Genomic DNA, 18,382 nt, shown 5'->3' with positions numbered 1-18,382 from the left:
GCCCTCTCCGATTTGTATTAGGGATTTTGTTTCATCTTTCTCAGCGTATTTATGTCTCCGCTGACAATGGCACCGATATACAAATTAATAAGCTCAATTTCGGCATCCCACCATTGGATGTCCAGCAACTCTTGGATGATTTCTGGTGAAAAGCGTTTTTGTATTTCCCTCGCAGGATTCCCACCGACGATCGTATACGGTTCAACATCTTTTACGACTACTGCTTCAGCGCCTATGATTGCTCCATCACCAATCCGTACACCGGGCATGATGGTCGCACGTCTGCCAATCCAGACATCATTACCGACGATCGAATCCCCCTTGATCGGCAAATCTTTCAAAGATGGTGTGTGTACTTCCCAACCGTTGCCGAAAATGTTGAACGGAAAGGTTGACCCGTCCATCCTATGATTTCCGCCATCCATGAGAAATCTGACTTCGGGAGCGATGGAACAAAACTTGCCGATAATCAATTTTGTTCCAATGATCTCATAATGGTACAATACTTGATCTTCGAACGATTCTCCATTTAATGCATCGTAATAGGAGTAATCTCCAACAATAATGTTCGGCTTTGTAATCATATTTTTAATAAACTGTAAATTGGAGTTTCCAGGTATAGGATACTTGTCATTTGGGTCAGGACCTATCATGATCTGCTCCTCTCTATTCCTTAATTTTTCGAATTCCTTGTACGATCTGCTCCTTGACGGTCTCCCTTAATGTATATAGGACCGGTGCCGAGGGGATATCAAACTTCAAATGAGAGTGAGGAATTTCTGTCAATAATGTTCCAACAGGCTGGCCATGCTTATGACGAATAACGTTCCAAAATATTCTTGATCTGTTCTCTTCGGATCCCCATTTTTCAAGCGAGTTTCGGAAAATTAAGCATTTTCCAATTACAAAATCATTTTCCTCAAGGGGTTCCATTGCTTCGAACCCAACGTCCGCTAAGTAATCAAATAGTTTCGGCATCAACTGATCCAAATACAGACCGTAAGCAGCATCCTCGATTTCACGAAAAGCGGCCGTTAATTGCTCATGCATTGAATCATGCAAAGACTTCCATACTGATGTAATATACCGGTTACCTTCTTTGCCAATTTCTTCGATCGTCATATCCTGTCGGAAGACAAGGGGGTGTTTTTCCAAAATAATAAGCCTCCTTGATTAGTTCTAAATTCATTGTATAACATGTAAGCTAATTGGAAGGTTTCAGGAAAATATTGAAGGGAAAAACGAGAAACTCAGAAAAAACATTATAATGGTTTTAATGTTTTGATGTATTTTCTTCGAGGAGAGATAGTATGGTCTTACGGCCAAAAAAAATGTCAGAGAAATTCAAGATGAGCGCTAGCACGATAAGAAACTATGAAGCAAAGGGGTTGATTCCTCCTGCAGATCGATCGGCAAATGGCTACCGCATTTATACAGAGCAACATGAGACCTATTTGGCATGTATTCAAGCAATGGCTCCTGCGTTTGGGATGGAAATGACAACCGAAGTGCTACATTGTCTCCAGAGAGGAGAGTTGGATAAAGCTCTTTGGATCGTTAAGGAGAGGGAAGTTTCTTTGTATCGGGAAAAAGCGAGGGTGGAGAAATTAATTAAGGAGTTGGAAGTATACGCTGATGGAAGTCAAGCTCACGACCTAACGAAACGCTTCAACATCAATGAGACCTCTCTACGGACAGGTGTGCCTAAATCGGCAATCCGCTATTGGGAGAAAGTAAGCCTAATTACTGCAGAACGGGACCCTGCAAACGATTACCGTCAATATAGCGAAGCACATTTGTTTAAAATTAGGTTGATTCAGGCGCTTCAAAGCTCTGTATATTCCAAGGACACAGTGAGTCTAAAAAAATCGATTGCTTCGATAGATGATCATAATATAGAGCATGTGATGAAGCTCGCAGAAAAAATCTTAATTTACTTAAATAATACCAACAAGTCTCAGATGAGAGGCCTCTACTATTTATACAAATTGATTCGATTAACAGACACCAATCGTTAACCATGGATCTTTGAGTATACTTGTTGTAAATGATTGCCATGAATATTAAAGTATGTGACTTGTCCACTCACCAGTAAATCTAGTTGTGCGACTTGGTTTAACGTATTATATGTTGTTTGATACGTATCAAAAAGCGCTCCAGAAACTGGTGTCTTTCTTTTCGATGAGCTTACCGTTCCGTTCGGATCATGCAGTAGCTTAAGAGAAACAAGGACTAAAAATATTTGTCTATATAGAGGAGCTAATTGGCAATGTTTTATTATAGGCCGTATTGTAAGCTCTATCCAGTGACTCATACTTTCAATAGATTTTATGAAAAATTTGGAGGCTACCCTTGAGGATTTCCAATAGATAAGTGGCCAATTTGTAAGTGGTGTAAAAAACCAAAGAGTTCTATTGCTCAGTTGAAACATGATTATAACCAGTTAAATCTTGGTAATAGGGATTTTTTCTTATATATTTTCGGTTGTTTTGAAGATTTTGATGCTGACTATGAAAATAATGCTCTGATCATCAGAAGAAACGAACTATCAAATGATTGGACAAAACCTATTACCTTTATTTGCGTTATTTAGACTTTGGGAGAGTTCAAAAAACTCAAGTTTTTGACCCTTGTGGTCATACAAAACAACATCAAAACCCATAAAACCACACCTTTAATCATCTGGATTTACTCTTAATTATCTCAAATACTTTTTTTAATGAGCAACTAATAATCCGCAAAGCAGAAGACAACAGAATAGCCCAGGCAATTAGCATTCCGTAACCCACTATTATCACAAGATATGCTACAAACTCATGAGCTCCTTGATCTGCAGTGACAAGCATCACAAACTTAGGAAAAGTAAAAAATAGCACACAGCGAAAATAGCAAAGCCATCACAGTTTTAGTGAAATAATCTTACCTAAAGATCTGTGATACTATCACAACTTTTATCCATCCTTAACACGAATCATATAAAAAAATCCCGCAAAACGTGCCTCAGATGCTCTAAACAAGAAAATTTTCTAGACAAAAAAAGCGACTAGATTAATTCCTAGTCAATCCTCTCTTCTCAATCTCTCTATATAACGTTGATTTTGTAACAGTGGTTTTACGCTTAATCTCTTTATACGAAAGTAAATTTGATGACTACTTCAAGTATCTTCCCGTAATCGACTGCTTCGCATCAATGATCTGCGAAGGTGTGCCCTCGAATACCACTTGGCCGCCCTTACTGCCTCCGTCTGGTCCCATATCGATGATCCAATCCGCTTGGCTGATCACATCGAGGTTGTGCTCGATGACGATCACCGTATTGCCGGCATCTACGAGCCGGTTCATGATCCCCAGAAGATGACCGATATCAGACATATGTAGGCCGGTTGTCGGTTCGTCCATCACGTAGATACTGCCCTTCTTATGCAGCTCGCTTGCCAGCTTGATGCGCTGGCATTCCCCACCCGAGAGCGTACTGAGGGGCTGGCCGAGTGTAATATAGTTCAGCCCCACATCACTCATCGCCTGGAGCTTAGGTACAACCTTTTTTAGCTGAAAAAAGTCCAATGCCTGCTCCACCGTCATCTCCAGCACTTCTGCAATGGACTTGCCGTTCAGTTTATACGCAAGTACCTCTTCCTTGAACCGTTTACCTCCACATACTTCGCATGGTAGCTTCACACTGTCAAGGAATCCAAGGTCTGTATACACAACACCCAGCCCTTGACAATTCTCGCAAGCCCCCTTGGAGTTGAAGCTGAACAAGCTTTGGCTGACCTTGTTCGTGGAAGCAAATGCCTTTCGTACATCATCCATAATTCCCGTGTAGGTCGCGGGATTCGAGCGTGTTGACACTCCTACCGCCGATTGGTCGATAACGATCGCATCCGGATGCTGGCTTAGGAATACTTCGTTAATCAGCGTACTCTTGCCCGAGCCGGCGACACCCGAAACGACTGTCATCACTCCAGTTGGAATATCTACACTTACGTTCCGCAGGTTATGCAGTGTGGCATCCTTGATAGATAACTTACCAGATGGCTGTCTCCAATCGTTCTTTAGCTGGAGTGGCCGATTCATATGGTTGCCCGTCAGCGTATCTGCCTCCAACAAGCCTTGAAAGCTACCTTCATATACGATGGTACCGCCACGACTACCGGCATGAGGCCCGACGTCTACGATATGGTCCGCCACTTTGATCACATCGGGATCATGCTCGACGACGATCACGGTATTGCCCTTGTTGCTTAGCTTCTGAAGCAATTCATTTAACCGGTGAACATCACGGGGGTGCAGACCAACGCTGGGCTCATCGAAAATGTAAGTAACATCTACCAGACTACCGCTCAGATGCTTCACCATCTTAACGCGTTGCGATTCGCCACCGGACAATGTATCCGTCTCGCGGTCCAACGTCAAGTAGTCAAGTCCGATATCCACCAGATGCCGCAAGCGCTCCGACAGCGACTTAACGATCGGCGCGGCTACGGGATCAACTATCTCCTGAATGACACGGATAAGCTGACCAACCTCCATGGAGGACATTTCTGCAATGTTGAGTCCATTAATCCTGCAGCTGAGCGCTGCTTGACTGAGTCTTGCGCCGTGGCAACTGGAGCACGGACCTTCAGAGATGAATGGCGCAACCGCTTTTTGCGTGCGCTCGGACTTCATCTTCACATCCTGCTTGATATATTTGTTGGTGAACTTCTCTATAACGCCTTCCACTGTAATATTCGTTGCCTTACCGGCGAAATCCATCTTAACTTTCCTTGCCTTGGCGTACAGCAGTTGCTCCAGTTCCTCATCCGAATAATTGCTTAGCTTCTTGTCGAGATCGAAGTCCCCCGACTGCACGATCATGTTCCACTCCCAGCCGCCCACCGAATAGTCCGGCAGCATAATAGCCCCTTCATTCAACGACTTTGACATGTCCACCGCCTTGCCCATGTCGACGCCCAGCTTGCGACCGATCCCGTTGCACTCGGGACACATGCCTTGCGGATCGTTAAACGAAAACATGTTCACTGGTCCAACATAGGGCTGTCCCACTCGGGAAAAGAGAAGACGGAGAATGGGAGAAATATCGGTAATCGTGCCCATTGTAGAATGGGAACCGCCGCCCAGCCGCTTCTGATCTACAATAACAGCCATGCTAAGATTTTCGATCGAGTCTGTATCCGGCTGTGGAACGCGGGGCAGGAAATTTCGCACGAACATACTGAAGTTCTCATTTAGCAATCGCGTGGATTCTGCGGCGATCGTATCGAAGACGATCGATGACTTACCTGATCCAGATACCCCCGTGAAGATCGTGATCTTCCGCTTGGGAATGCGCAAGGATACGTTCTTGAGGTTGTTTTCTCTCGCACCTGTGATTACGATATGATCCTGATTCAATTCACTCATGATTCTTTCCATAGCTCCTTTTTCTAAATACTCTTTTATATAAGTTCTGTCCCAATCGATAATATCCCCTCTATCTTTTGTTACTGATTAGAGCAAGCTTTTCTAATCTCTTTTTATGAGCAGTTGTTTATCGCCGAGTAGTTTCTATGTCGTTCAAGGGAAGAAACTACTCATCAAGCGAGGTCCCGAACCAGTCAATTCTCCTACTCCTTCTTTGTGAATAAAAAAAGTCCCTTACTCTTTAAACATAGAGTTAGGACTTTCTTTCAATTGTTTGACAATTCGTATGAAAAAGCCTGCTATATTCAGGTTTTTTTTATAGATAATTTAATGATCTTATATTTTTATCGGTGTTATTCCGTGGGCTACCTACCACATTTGACACAGGATAAGTTTCCATAAGAGGTTAGGAGATTTTTCAGATAAACTGAATCCTCTATGTTCGAATCTAACTAGATCGCTTCTCTTTCTGGATCCAGAATAACAGGCATCCGATTATGGATGGGTTTCATCAAATCATTCGCATTGGTAGTAATGATGGTACAAGTATGTAGAACATCGCCTTCTTTATCCCAAGTATCCCTTGACCCTCCCCATGCGTAAACGCAGGGGATTCTTGGATAATCCTCGGTATCCCAAGGAAGTTGACCAAGCTCAAACCGTGAGCCCCACGGCGATTAATCTCATCCCTTCTTGCAAAATGTTTTTGGCAGCGTTGATGTCTCGATCATGATGTACCTTACATGCAGGACATGTCCATTCTCTTAACTTAAGTTCTTTCACATCTTTGTTTCGGTAACCACAACAAGAACAAAGTTGGCTGGATGGGAACTGTTTTCCAACCTTCACAATGGTTCTCCCGAACCACTCCCCTTTATATTCTAGCATGGCAACAAATTCAGACCATGACGCATCGATGATAGACTTTGCTAAGTTGTGATTTTGGACCATGTTCTTCACTTGTAAATCTTCGATGCTGATGACTTGGTTTTCGTGAATCAGCTTCGTAGACAGTTTGTGAAGGAAGTCATGACGAGCGTTTGTGATCTTTTCGTGGATCTTAGCTACTTTGATACGTGCCTTATCCCAATTGGACCCACCTTTGGTACGTCTGCTCATGATTCGCTGAGCTTCGGTTAACCGTTTTTCGTATTTTCGGAAAAATTTAGGTGCGTTTTCTTTCTCACCATTGGAAAGAATAGCGAAATCTTTTAATCCCAAGTCGATCCCGACCACTTTTTCTTTGTCTACTGGAATATAGAAACAGTAATTTAGTTCACAAAGAATGGAAACAAAGTATTTACCGGATGGATTCCGACGAATGGCAGCAGAAAGAATCCGCCCTTTCACTTCACGAGATTTAGCGAATTTCACCCAACCAAGCTTCGGTAGCTTGATTTTGTTTCCTACTACTTCCATTGTTGGTTTTCCTTGCTTTGGATGGTTGCATTGACTGGTATATGATTGAACTAGATTCTTTCTACTCTTAAATTTCGGGCGATCATTCTGCTTTTTGAAGAAGCGAGAAAAGGCATCTGCTAGATTTTTCAATGAGTTTTGCAGAGAAGTAGAATCTACTTCTTTTAGCCATTTCAGCTCTTTTTTGAGTCCCGTAAGGAGGATGGAACAAGCGTTGTAAGTGAGTCCTTTCCCTGTTTGCTCATATTGCTGGTTCCATTTGGCTAAAAAGTGATTGAAAGTGAACCGACTACAACCAATGGATTTGTTGATTAAAATTGCCTGTTCTTTTGTTGGATACAAACGAAACTTATATGCCTTATGCATGTACTTCACCTCCTTGGTTGCTTCTCAAGTAACTAATGATATATTAACAAAAGAATATATGTTCGCAATACTGATTTTTAAAAAAATGGTCCGACTTGCGAGAGGGGAAAAACACCCCTCCCTCGTCTGACGCTCGCTTTCATCCCCATGGCTAAAGCTAGGGGTTTTCCTACTCGTAAAGATATAATCCCGCAAAGGAAAAAGAGCACTTTTGTCTTCAATCGAATGAAATAAGGCTGTTTCTTATCTTCCACCACAGCCCATTCAAAAAAGCCACTTGATGGGATGAGACAACGTTTTCTTGATAACAAACGCTTAAACGAAGGCTTCTCGTTTACAGTTTCAGCACGGGCGTTGATCATCTTACTCCCAATTTTCTTGTCTTTTGCCCAAAAGGGGATTAAACCCTAACGAAACATATCAGGAACCCTCTCCCCTTCCTCTTCTTTCACTACTAAAACATTTTGTGTAGGAGCAATATTATAGCTTGCTTGAATGGGAAAACTTAGATGAAATTGAAATCTCTCTGCTTCCTTCATCACTCCGGAAAAAAACCATTACAAAAATACCCCATATAAAATTGATATTTTATTATTTCGGATTGTTATTCCCGAATGGTCAAATTGCTTCTACAAGGGCAAAGAATCAATTCATACCCTCTCTTAATTTGACCATGTTATACCAGCGTACTCCTCCATGTTTTGATTCAGACATGCCATGGTTAACGAATCCAAATTTTTCATAAAAAGTAACTAATTCCCGTTTGCATGTTAACGTAATTCCTTCTCTTCTATTTTCTTCTACAAGCTCTCCCATTTTCTCAATCAAAATTTTTGCAATCCCTTGATTTCTAGCTTGTTTGGACACTGCTAAACCTAAAATACTCTGATATCCGCCACTTTTTGGGTTCTCTTTGATTTTCTCAAAAAGGGCATCGGTTATATAAGGTTGATTAATGATAGGGCCATTAATATAACCAAGGATCTCCCCTTCCTTTTGTTTAGAACCTAAACGGTACAAATGTGTAGAACATGACGATTTTTTAGGCTATTAATATTCCAAAAAACGGTGTTATATACAATAATAATAAATAAACTCGTGACATTCTGAAAGAGAACCTGACGAGTTATAAAAAAGAATCAAGAGCTTTTCCCCTTAGCATACAATTTCCCCAAATTGAACAGTGACCCTAAGAAGTTTCGGGATCGGCCTGAATATGTTCGCTACAGAGAACCTATTCAAAAATACGGGCAATTTCGTCGATTTCTTCTTCTGTCAGGTGGACGTCTAACGTTTTTAAATTATCCAGCACTTGCTCTACTCTTTTTGCTCCAGGAATGACAACATCAATTGGATCATGTGTTAAATACCAAGCAAGAACTACATGAGCAACTTCGGCATTTTTTTCATTTGCAATTTTACGGAGCTGCTCTACCTTTTCTAGATTTTTTTTAAATTTATCGCCCTGGAAGTGGGGCATATCTTTGCGCAGATCATTGAATGTCATATCCTTACTGTATTTACCGGCCAGCAAGCCTGATGCTAGTGGAAAGAATGGAATAAACGAGATATTATTCTCTGACGTATATGGAAAGAATTCTTGTTCCGCTTCACGCTGCAGCAAATGGTAGTTCCCCTGTAATACATCGACATAGCCATCCTTATTTGCTTCTTTTAATTGTTCAAGTGAGAAGTTAGAAACGCCAATTGCTCTAATTTTACCTTCGTCCTTTAGCTGTTTTAAGACTCCAACCGCCTCATCTTTCGGTGTATCCTGATCTGGAAAATGAATATAAAATAAATCGATGTAATCAGTTTGCAGCCTTTTCAGACTATCTTCAACGGTTTGTTTTAAAAAAGCAGGCGAATTATCCATGGCAACATCATTGTCGACAAGTGTAAGGCCGCCTTTTGTTGCAAGAATGAGTTCATGACGCTTTCCTGCTTCTTTTATCACTTCACCTACTAGCTCCTCTGAACGTCCTGTTCCATAAAAAAACGCTGTATCTAAAAAATTCACTCCATGGTTGATCGCAGCCCGCACCAAATCTTTTCCTACTCCTTCATTTAAATTAGGATAAATATTGTGCCCACCTACAGCACTTGTTCCAAGTCCGATTGGATTGACAACTAAATCTGTTTTACCAATTCGTGTTTGTTTTGTCATTCTCTTCAACTCCCTCTCATTTTTAATAATGTACTGCCTCTTCGAAAATGAACGAGGTAAGTAGGCTAGGTTAGACAGACACGTTGAGCTTTAAAGCGAACGGTTGGTAAACCTCGTCAATCATAACAGGCGAAACATCAAAGGGGGCAAAACATGAATGACTCATAAATCGTTGCCGTACCCTACAGTTCTTCGACAAAAAAACTTGTAGACAAGCCTGCTTAAGCAAAGGTCTACAAACTGAGTTCTCTATCAAAACTGTCATTTTCTATGTTACTGGGTACTGTTTTTGATAATCCTTTGAATCCTGCGGTGTTCCAATTGGAAGGATATGACGCATTTGCTTTAAGAAAACAAATGCAATCATCACATAGATCAGTCCACAGACAAGAGAGACAGCGATCATTCCATTGATAAAAGCATGGTAAGCATTACTTAATAGCTCTGAACCGATAGAATTTGAAAGACGCTTGGCAACTTCCACAGCACCAGCAATGCTCTCTTGAACAGACTGGACCGTTTTTGGAGGTAGATGAGCTGGCAGATAATCAGTGATCTGGTGACGATAAACGGCTGTACCTAAGCTGCCGATTGTTGCAATCCCTACAGCAAAAGCCAACTCACCGCTTGTTTGTAACATGGAACCTGCAGAACCGACTTTTTCTTGCGGAACTGACTCGGCGACGAGACCAGAAGAGAGACTCGTCAAAGGCGAAGCTCCTACATTAAAGAGGATATGCGCGATGACAACTATGGCTAGGCCCGATGTCACCGTTAATTGGAATACGAAGAGCATACCTGTCATCGAAATGATCATCCCAAAGGCGATAAGATAAGCAGGTCTAATCCGGCGAGCAATCAACGGTGCGAAAAATGATCCTAGCATCGAAGCGATCACACTCGGAAGCGTCCATAACCCAGCTTGAAGCGGTGATAAACCTTGTACAAACTGGAAATATTGAGATACAAATAGCATAAATGCACCGGTAAGCGTGATGCTAAACATTCCCCCTAAAGAAACACGAAAAACTGAGTTGGAAAATAGACGCAAATCCAACAATGGATTGGTGACTTGCTTTTGTCGTCGGATAAACAGAATGCCAAGTACAATTCCGATGATCATGACAACGATAGAAACAAGCTGAAATCCATCTTTTGCAATTTCCTTTACTCCATAGATCACAAGCAAAATAGTGCCCAACGATAACAACACACTCCATAAATCGATTTGCTTCGCTTCAGGATTACGGAATTCAGGAAGCAAGAAGGGAGCTACAGTTAGCAGGATGATCATGACAGGAACTGCAGGCAAGAAAATGGCTCCCCACCAGAAGTATTCAAGCATCGCACCGCCAACAAGTGGTCCTAACGCCATTCCCCCCATACAAAAGGTCATATAGAGTCCCAGTGCAAAGGAGCGTTGTTTTTGATCTTGGAATAAATGACTTACCAAAGCAAATGTTGTAGGAAACAATGTAGCACCCGAAATTCCCAAGATCGCTCGAGCCACAATTAACATTTCGACATTCTGTGAAAAGGCCGCCAGTAACGAAGCAAGACCAAATACTGTTCCACCGATAATCAATAGTTTGCGCTGTCCAACTCGTTCACTTAGCGTTCCCATTGTAATCAAAAATCCAGCGATGAGAAATCCGTAGATATCCATAATCCAGAGTTGTTCAGCACTATCGGCACCTAATTGTGTCGCGATACGTGGGAGGGCAAGTATCATGACCGAGACATCGATCGAAGTGAGCAGGGCGGGAAGGGCGAGTACCGCCAATCCCAACCATTCTCGCGTACCTGCCTTTGTTGGAATCCTATTCATTTTTTTACCTGAGTACCTGTTTGAAATAGACTCTCTAACTTGTCCAAAAACGCTTCCGTTCCATGCTGGCGATGTTCGACGCGATCATGACCATCAAACATAGCAACTTGTTCCGTAAAAATCAACCGGGTACCTGCGTTTACTGGCTTTAATTCAACAGTTACGATAGAAGCTGAGATACGCACTTGATCCATATCCATCGTGTATGTATAGACAATTCGTTGATCTTGGACAATCTCTTGATAGGAAGCATCATATGTAAACGTTGGACCTCCTGAAGGTCCCCCTTGATTCCATTCACGGCCTCCAACAACAAACTCAAACTTTTCAGCTTTCGGAAACCACTGTGCTTTCTGTTCTGGATCTGACCATGCAGTAAATACCCGTTTTAAATTAGCTTTGTACTCCCGTTCGATCACAAATGTATCATGTTTGACAAAACGTTCTGTCATTTTAATGTCCTCCTCATTCGGTTAGATAATCACCTAGCATATCTAAGCTGCGTTCCCAGCTGATAAAATATTTCTCATTTCTCTTTTTCGTCAGTTCTAATAATCGGGTAAAGTCATCCAGCGTCAAAGGTCTGTTTTGCTGCATCATTTCCCAAACATGTTCGAGTTCTTGTAACATAGTCTGTTGCAATTGAATATTCTTTTTGAGACGAGCGATTTGCAAGGAAATGACTCGTGACGGATCGTAATAGGTTTCTGCCAACGCTGATCTTATTTCTTCAAGTGATAACCCCAATTCTTTTAACGATAAAATCTGTTGTAGCCGCGAGAGATCGGCTTGGTTATAGAGGCGGTGTCCAGCTTCCGTATATTCCGAAGGTGAAAATAGACCAATCTGATCGTAATAACGCAATGTCCGAATCGTTAAGCCTGTTAGCTTTGCTAGTTCACCTACTTTCCATTGTGGTTCCATACATCAGATCCTTTGCTTTATTTTTTATGTATTTCTCTCATGTGCTTTTACTATAAGGCATTACGCTACGTAAGGTGCAAGAGGAATATAAAAATAAGTAATCTCTAAGTGCGGAAGGCGGAAGATTGAAAAAAAGCCGTCAATCCATTTATGGAAATTGACAGCTTTTCATGGTGTTTAAATATATTTGACTCAAATCAAATATATTTTTTCTCTGAACTGATACTTTCCATAGCTTATTGAATCCGTTCTTTGGTGACAGGACCTTCTCCTGTCAATGACTGCTGTCTTGTTGTAGTAACTACTTTTTGTTTGGTCAGCGATGGGATGGCCATGACCCTTGCATTTTTCTGATTTGAATAATTTGACCTGTATGGTAAGCGTCGTGAAGAAATATGTCCAATAGTTTCTCTTCAAGGGAATTTTGAACAAAGTCCTCAACAGAAATGTTACTCAGAATCTGTCTTAAACTGCTTTGAATGTTTTCAGCACGTTCCACGACTTTTTTCCATTCCTTATCATCAGTTGATTGTTCAGTGAAATAGAAGGTTTCATCACCGTCGAGATTATGCGTCCATTCACGACCTTCTAAATTTGCAACAAGTCTCTCTTTGTAATAAATGAGATGATTAACGTTCTCCCAGATTGTTTTCGTTGCCTCTCCAGTGGGTCTCCAGCTAGCTTGTTCTGCCGTGATTCCTTCCACTGCATGTTGGAGCGGAGCATACCAACTCTCCTTATCAAACGTTGAATCTAGCGCGTGTAATAGTAGGTCAATTCTACTCAAAGTTATCTCCTCCATGAACAGATATATTTTCGGAAAAAGTGCCACTTAAATAGCTATGTGACCGTTTTTGAGAACTTTCTGATACCATGTCCAATATCTTTGTATAAATAATAATTGAATTGGTTAGTTTTGTTTAACAGAGTTCTCATAGAGATAATAGATATAGTCTGTCGCAACTCCTTCATAACCAAGCTGTCGAATCATCGCAGCAATGTTACCTCGATGATACGTTCCGTGGTTCACTACATGTCGAACGATTTCCTCTAGCTCCGTTTCCAAAGCTCCATAGGAGGGATGAAATAGGTTAACCTGATTCCCTTGGTTTTCCTGTTCGATTAAGAAATTTCGGAAATTACTAGATAGAGTTGTATACTTCTTCTCTAATTCAGTAAGCTCAATTCCAACAATCTCTTGACTACGTTCCGCCGTCCATTGCCTTACCTCTTCAAAATTTTTACCTAGCAGAATTTGATACCATGTATGATCTGTTAAATACACATGCTCCATTGTTTTTTGGATAGACGGAAATACACTTGCGATTTCCTTTTGGGCTGTACCTTTTGGCAACTCTTTTATTCTCGTAAAAATACGCTTATTTGCCCATAAGTGAAAATCAAATAATGGAACTATCGTTTTCCCCAAATGCTCAACCTCCCAGATAATTCAATTCTATGAATATCTATTCTAGACGGGAAACAAAATACCTTAGAGCATACTAAAGCTTATCTCATTCCAAACTTAGCAATTTTCCTCGTCAACTTCTCTTTTGGAAAAATTGCCTGTGTAAAAGTGCCCTCTCCCACTACATTATCTACTGTACGAGCCACGACATCACAAACCAATCGTCGATCACTTACCTCTGTGCAAATAGCCGTGATCGTCACCTCTTGTCCGATCACGGCTATGCCAGTATGGCAAACATCGAGGGCATAACCTGCTCCTTCTTCATGCGGTTCTAGATATGGGACAAGCATCTTCCTACCTACTCGTTCCATCTGATAAATCATGGAGACAGTAGACATTACATCATGTATTACCACTTCATCAAAAGCTGGGCGCATACTTTCCTCTACTGTGATGGTAATCTCCTGCTTCATTCCAGGTAATAGTCCAGGCTTCATCTAACTCACTCGCTCCACAATTGTCGCAATACCTTGTCCAACCCCAATACACATCGTAGCCAGACCATATCTCACTTGGCGGCGTTCCATTTCATGAATCAAGGTCGTCATGATCCTAGCACCACTACAACCAAGCGGATGTCCTAGTGCGATTGCTCCCCCATTAACATTTACTTTGGCTGGATCAATCCGTAGCTCTTGGATACATGCCAATGTTTGCGCTGCAAATGCTTCATTAATCTCTACTAAATCGATTTGGTCAATGGACAATCCTGCTTGAGCGAGACCCTTTTGCGTTGCAGGAATAGGCCCAATTCCCATTAGAGAAGGATCTACCCCAGCTACAGCGGATGCGATGACTTTTACACGAGGGCGTAATGATAACTCTTCTGCTTTCTGACGCTCCATGATGAGGAGAGCTGCTGCACCATCATTGAGTCCAGATGAGTTACCTGCTGTCACTGTGCCACCCTCTCGAAAAACAGGGGGAAGTTTGGCAATCTTTTCATACGTTATTTCTGGGCGTGGATGCTCATCTGTCATCACTAGTTCCGTTCCCTTACGTCCTTTGACTGCAACAGGCACGATTTCCTCTTTGAACTTGCCTTCCTCTAGGGCTTGTGCATACTTCTGTTGACTACTAATCGCGAACTCATCTTGTGCTGTGCGGGAAATTCCATACTTTTCTGCCACTCGTTCCGCAGTCTCTCCGAGGGAAATGGGAGGATAAACCTTTGTCATCTCTTCATTGACCAATCTCCAACCTAGTGTAGTATCGACTAGCTGATGGTCACCTCTGGCAAATGAAGTACCAGGTTTCATCATGACAAGAGGAGCACGAGTCATGCTCTCTGTTCCACCCGCTACATAAACAGATCCTTGTCCTGAGCGAATGGCATTGGCAGCTTGATTAACTGCCTCTAGTCCTGATCCACAAAGGCGATTTACGGTCACACCCGGTACAGTAACTGGTAAACCTGCTAAAAGTGAAGACATACGTGCCACATTGCGACAATCTTCCCCTGCCTGATTGGCACAACCCATATAGACATCTTCGATCTGCACTGCGATGGAATGACGCTTTAACAACTTACGAATCACAACCGCTCCTAAGTCATCAGGTCGTACGGAGGCAAACTGACCACCATATCGCCCAATCGGAGTACGGACTGCATCTACTATCACTGCTTCAGACATTATGCTAACCCCTCCTTCTCTCTAGGATAGACATAGAATCCACGGCCTGCTCTCTCGCCGTACCAGCCTGCAAGCACCATTTTACGAAGCAATGGAGCAGGGCGGTATCTTTCTTCTCCCAAGTTTTGATGTAATCCCCTGATGACCGCATATACTTCATCTAATCCAATTTGATCTACCCACTCAAATGGTCCCATTGGATAATTAGTCCCATATCTCATCGCTGTGTCGATCGCTTCTTTCTCTGCTGTTCCTTCCATATAAGCAAAGATGGCTTCATTGATTATCAACGAAAGGACTCTAGGAAACACCAATCCTACCTCATCATCTACAATCTCTACTTCTGGAAAAAGAGTCTCCAGAAAAGCCACTACCTTTGATAACACCTTTGAATCCGTTTGGAGTGCAGGAGCAACCTCGATCAAGCACCGATGAGAGAGCGGCACAAAAGTCCCAAAACCAACCAGACGTGAAGGGTGGGTGAGCCAAGAGGCGGCTTCTGTCGCTGTTACTCCTAGTGTTGTTGTCAAAATCGGTACATGAGCTGAACACATTGCATCTAGTTGTTGGAGTAGGGATTGCTTACGAGTTAGCTCTAGATTGGTCACTTCGATTGCAATTGCTAAATCAGATGATGTAGATCTATCAATCTCACTTGTCACCAAATATCCTTTTGCCTCTAATAACTCTTTCAACTCCTGATAAAGAGGGCTTTGTCCTACTAGTAACACCAAATTAGCTGTCGTAGTCATAATATCCCTCTCCTGACTTCCGTCCTAATGTTCCGGCTTGCACCATTCGTTGTTGAATACGGCTAGGCTGGAAACGTTTTTCATAAAAAAAGTCCACATACACCGACTCAGTCGTTACATAATTCACGTCGATTCCAATCAGATCCTGCAGGGCGAACGGTCCCATTTGAAACCCACCCGCCTGCTTTAATATTCGATCGATTTGCTCCACACTCGCAACTTGATCCCCTAAGATCCTTAGACTCTCATTATAAAAAGGTCTAGCAATACGGTTGACGAGAAATCCGGGTGTATCCTGTACTTCTACTGGAATCTTTCCTAACTTTTTTGCAAATTGCACTACTTCCGGAACATGTATCGGATCACTTTTCTTTCCTTGAACTACTTCTACTAAACGCATCACTGGTGCTGGGTTAAAAAAATGCATTCCCAATAATCTCTCTGGATGGGAAAGACCTGCGGCGATGGCAGTAATGGAGAGTGAAGAGGTATTGCTAAGTAGTAATGTCTCGTCTGAACAGATGGATTCCAACTTCGCAAAAACATCCTGCTTCCACTCTAATTTTTCTGGAATCGCCTCTAAAATAACCTCACAGATGGAGAAATCATCCATTTCCTGTGTATATACGGTCGAATGGAGAATCTGCTTTTTTTCTTCCTCTGTCTTCTTTCCTTTTTGGACATCCTTGGTCAACATTTCCTTGTGATACGTGTGAGCCTTTTGCAGCATCTCTTCACTTCGATCCTGAATCACCACTTGGTAACCACTTCTCATACAAACAAGAGCGATTCCAGCCCCCATCGTACCTGCTCCCACTATCCCGATTGTCTGGACCATCTGCCTCCCCCTTTTATTTTCCTTTAAATACAGGAGGGCGCTTCTCTAAAAAGGCAAGTACTCCCTCTTGAAAATCTTCCGTCCCTCCAGCCAATTCTTGTAGAAACGCCTCATACTCTAGTGCTTGAGGAAGAGTTTGGTGGAAGCTTTTTTTCATAGCTCGTTTTAATAATCCCATTGATTTGGTAGGAAGATTGGCTAGATGTTGAGTAAAGACTAATGATTCCTCCTCAAAACGAACATGTGGAAAGAGACGATTCGCAAGTCCGATTCGTAGAGCCTCTTCAGCAGACACTTTTTCTCCAGTCATCGCTAGCTCCATCGCCTTACCATACCCTACAAGCCGAGGAAGATAGTAATTCCCACCACTATCTGGGATTAGCCCAATATGGATAAAGTTATTTGCAAAGGAAGCTTTTTCTGATACTACACGTAAATCACAGGCACAGGCTAGGCTCATCCCAGCCCCAGCTGCAATTCCATTGACTGCTGCAACCACCGGTTTTTCGATCTGTTCTAGGGCAAATAAAACCCGATGATAACGTTCTTCTAGCGCCTGTCTAAAAGGAATATTAGCAGTCTGGAATTCTTTCAGGTCTTGCCCCGCATTAAAACCACGGCCTGCTCCGGTTAAAATCACTGCTCGCACATTCTCATCTCGTCCAACTTGACGGAATATCTGAACCAACTCTTGATGCATTTGTTCAGTAAAAGCGTTAAACTTTTCTGGTCGATTCAACGTAATCTTGCCCACCTGTCCAATCTGCTCATAGAGAATCGTCTCGTACATTTTAAACCTCCTATTTTCCTTTAAAATCAGCTGGACGCTTTTCCATAAATGCTTTCATGCCTTCTTTTTGATCAGCACTTGCGAACAAGAGATAAAAAGCATTTCGCTCATAGGAGAGTCCTTCGGCAAGGGTGGTATCTTGGGCGATTTGCACAGATTTTTTAATCATTCTGGCAGCTACAGGCGGCTTAGCAGCGATATTATGTGCGAGATCAATCGCTTCTGATAAATAAAACTCTACGGGAACTACCCGATTTACAAGCCCAAAGTGTAAGGCTTCGGTAGCTGAGATTGGTTCTCCTGTAAGAAGCATCTCCATCGCACGTATTTTCCCGATCAGTTTGGTGAGACGTTGCGTGCCACCAGCTCCCGGCATAACTCCTAAATTGATCTCTGGCTGTCCAATTTGGGTCGTCTCGGAAGCAACGATGAGGTCACAATGCATCATTAACTCACAACCCCCACCCAAAACGTATCCACTTACTGCGGCGATAATAGGTTTAGTGATCTGATTCATTCGATCCCACTGCGCAAACTGATCCTTAACTAGCATCGAGATCGCATCTTCCTCCGCCATCTCCTGAATATCTGCCCCAGCTGCAAAAGCTCGTTCATTTCCCGTAAGGACGATCGCCCGAATCGTATCATCACGTTCCATCCGCTCAAGTTCTGACACTAACTCCCCCATTAACGGTATATTCAGGGCATTCAATACTTTAGGGCGATATAGCTCGATAATCCCTACCGCTTCTTCCTGTCGAACTCGTAAAAACTCCATATACTTCCT

20 protein-coding genes are annotated in these 18,382 nt (G+C 42.4%); 1 reads left to right on the top strand and 19 read right to left on the bottom strand.

The features are described from left to right. Nucleotides 1-17: 17 nt before the first annotated feature. Together vat(I) and VJ09_RS00940 are read right to left on the bottom strand one after the other, a co-directional pair. A complete protein-coding gene (gene vat(I) / locus VJ09_RS00945) occupies nt 18-653 on the bottom strand; it encodes a streptogramin A O-acetyltransferase Vat(I) (protein ID WP_044639852.1) in 636 nt (211 codons plus the stop codon). Nucleotides 654-666: 13 nt separating this feature from the next. Further along, a complete protein-coding gene (locus tag VJ09_RS00940) occupies nt 667-1,155 on the bottom strand; it encodes a DUF6022 family protein (protein ID WP_147635400.1) in 489 nt (162 codons plus the stop codon). A 155-nt stretch (nt 1,156-1,310) separates the two neighbouring features. Between VJ09_RS00940 and VJ09_RS00935 the strand changes: the two genes are divergently transcribed. Next, on the top strand, nt 1,311-2,018 hold the full coding sequence (locus VJ09_RS00935; RefSeq protein ID WP_044639851.1) for a MerR family DNA-binding transcriptional regulator: 708 nt from the start codon (nt 1,311-1,313) through the stop codon (nt 2,016-2,018). 1,132 nt (nt 2,019-3,150) lie between these two features. On the opposite strand, the gene VJ09_RS00930 is transcribed toward VJ09_RS00935, so the two are convergent. The 17 genes from VJ09_RS00930 to VJ09_RS00855 all read right to left on the bottom strand — a co-directional run bounded on the left by VJ09_RS00930 (nt 3,151) and on the right by VJ09_RS00855 (nt 18,373). Beyond that, on the bottom strand, nt 3,151-5,406 hold the full coding sequence (locus VJ09_RS00930; protein WP_044639850.1) for an ATP-binding cassette domain-containing protein: 2,256 nt from the start codon (nt 5,404-5,406) through the stop codon (nt 3,151-3,153). A 452-nt stretch (nt 5,407-5,858) separates the two neighbouring features. Continuing rightward, nucleotides 5,859-6,020 (bottom strand): SOS response-associated peptidase family protein, encoded by a 162-nt coding sequence (locus VJ09_RS19080; protein ID WP_082050498.1) that lies wholly within the window; start codon nt 6,018-6,020, stop codon nt 5,859-5,861. 40 nt (nt 6,021-6,060) lie between these two features. Further along, nucleotides 6,061-7,191: an IS200/IS605 family element RNA-guided endonuclease TnpB gene (gene tnpB / locus VJ09_RS00925; RefSeq protein WP_044639849.1), complete on the bottom strand. Its 1,131-nt coding sequence runs from the start codon at nt 7,189-7,191 to the stop codon at nt 6,061-6,063. 77 nt (nt 7,192-7,268) lie between these two features. After that, nucleotides 7,269-7,592, bottom strand: a complete 324-nt coding sequence (locus VJ09_RS19075) for an SOS response-associated peptidase (protein WP_407689982.1) — start codon at nt 7,590-7,592, stop codon at nt 7,269-7,271. Nucleotides 7,593-7,836: 244 nt separating this feature from the next. Beyond that, nucleotides 7,837-8,211, bottom strand: coding sequence for a GNAT family N-acetyltransferase (locus VJ09_RS00915; protein WP_044639848.1), 375 nt, complete (start codon nt 8,209-8,211; stop codon nt 7,837-7,839). A gap of 214 nt (nt 8,212-8,425) precedes the next feature. Beyond that, nucleotides 8,426-9,358 (bottom strand): aldo/keto reductase, encoded by a 933-nt coding sequence (locus VJ09_RS00910; RefSeq protein ID WP_044639847.1) that lies wholly within the window; start codon nt 9,356-9,358, stop codon nt 8,426-8,428. A 268-nt stretch (nt 9,359-9,626) separates the two neighbouring features. After that, on the bottom strand, nt 9,627-11,186 hold the full coding sequence (locus tag VJ09_RS00905) for an MFS transporter (protein ID WP_044639846.1): 1,560 nt from the start codon (nt 11,184-11,186) through the stop codon (nt 9,627-9,629). Next, nucleotides 11,183-11,638 (bottom strand): SRPBCC family protein, encoded by a 456-nt coding sequence (locus VJ09_RS00900; RefSeq protein WP_044639845.1) that lies wholly within the window; start codon nt 11,636-11,638, stop codon nt 11,183-11,185. Before VJ09_RS00900 ends, VJ09_RS00905 begins: the two co-directional genes overlap by 4 nt. A 13-nt stretch (nt 11,639-11,651) precedes the next feature. Continuing rightward, the gene (locus VJ09_RS00895) at nt 11,652-12,110 is read right to left on the bottom strand and encodes a MerR family transcriptional regulator (RefSeq protein WP_044639844.1); all 459 of its coding nucleotides are present in this window, start codon (nt 12,108-12,110) and stop codon (nt 11,652-11,654) included. 316 nt (nt 12,111-12,426) lie between these two features. Then, the gene (locus VJ09_RS00890; RefSeq protein WP_044639843.1) at nt 12,427-12,897 is read right to left on the bottom strand and encodes a DinB family protein; all 471 of its coding nucleotides are present in this window, start codon (nt 12,895-12,897) and stop codon (nt 12,427-12,429) included. A gap of 123 nt (nt 12,898-13,020) precedes the next feature. After that, on the bottom strand, nt 13,021-13,539 hold the full coding sequence (locus tag VJ09_RS00885) for a DinB family protein (protein WP_044639842.1): 519 nt from the start codon (nt 13,537-13,539) through the stop codon (nt 13,021-13,023). 80 nt (nt 13,540-13,619) lie between these two features. Next, nucleotides 13,620-14,018 (bottom strand): thioesterase family protein, encoded by a 399-nt coding sequence (locus VJ09_RS00880; RefSeq protein WP_044639841.1) that lies wholly within the window; start codon nt 14,016-14,018, stop codon nt 13,620-13,622. Next, entirely contained in the window at nt 14,019-15,215 is a 1,197-nt protein-coding gene (locus tag VJ09_RS00875) for a thiolase family protein (RefSeq protein WP_044639840.1), read from the bottom strand. Continuing rightward, complete coding sequence (locus VJ09_RS00870) at nt 15,215-15,967, bottom strand: 3-hydroxyacyl-CoA dehydrogenase family protein (protein ID WP_044639839.1); 753 nt, start codon at nt 15,965-15,967, stop codon at nt 15,215-15,217. The genes VJ09_RS00875 and VJ09_RS00870 overlap by 1 nt, the downstream gene beginning before the upstream one ends. Beyond that, nucleotides 15,951-16,805: a 3-hydroxyacyl-CoA dehydrogenase NAD-binding domain-containing protein gene (locus VJ09_RS00865; protein ID WP_044639838.1), complete on the bottom strand. Its 855-nt coding sequence runs from the start codon at nt 16,803-16,805 to the stop codon at nt 15,951-15,953. The genes VJ09_RS00870 and VJ09_RS00865 overlap by 17 nt, the downstream gene beginning before the upstream one ends. A gap of 13 nt (nt 16,806-16,818) precedes the next feature. Next, nucleotides 16,819-17,595: an enoyl-CoA hydratase/isomerase family protein gene (locus VJ09_RS00860; RefSeq protein WP_044639837.1), complete on the bottom strand. Its 777-nt coding sequence runs from the start codon at nt 17,593-17,595 to the stop codon at nt 16,819-16,821. A 10-nt stretch (nt 17,596-17,605) separates the two neighbouring features. Then, on the bottom strand, nt 17,606-18,373 hold the full coding sequence (locus VJ09_RS00855) for an enoyl-CoA hydratase-related protein (protein ID WP_044639836.1): 768 nt from the start codon (nt 18,371-18,373) through the stop codon (nt 17,606-17,608). Nucleotides 18,374-18,382: the final 9 nt, after the last annotated feature.

Source organism: Risungbinella massiliensis (assembly GCF_000942395.1).
Classification (GTDB): domain Bacteria; phylum Bacillota; class Bacilli; order Thermoactinomycetales; family Thermoactinomycetaceae; genus Risungbinella; species Risungbinella massiliensis.
This window is presented reverse-complemented; position numbering and strand designations above follow the sequence as displayed.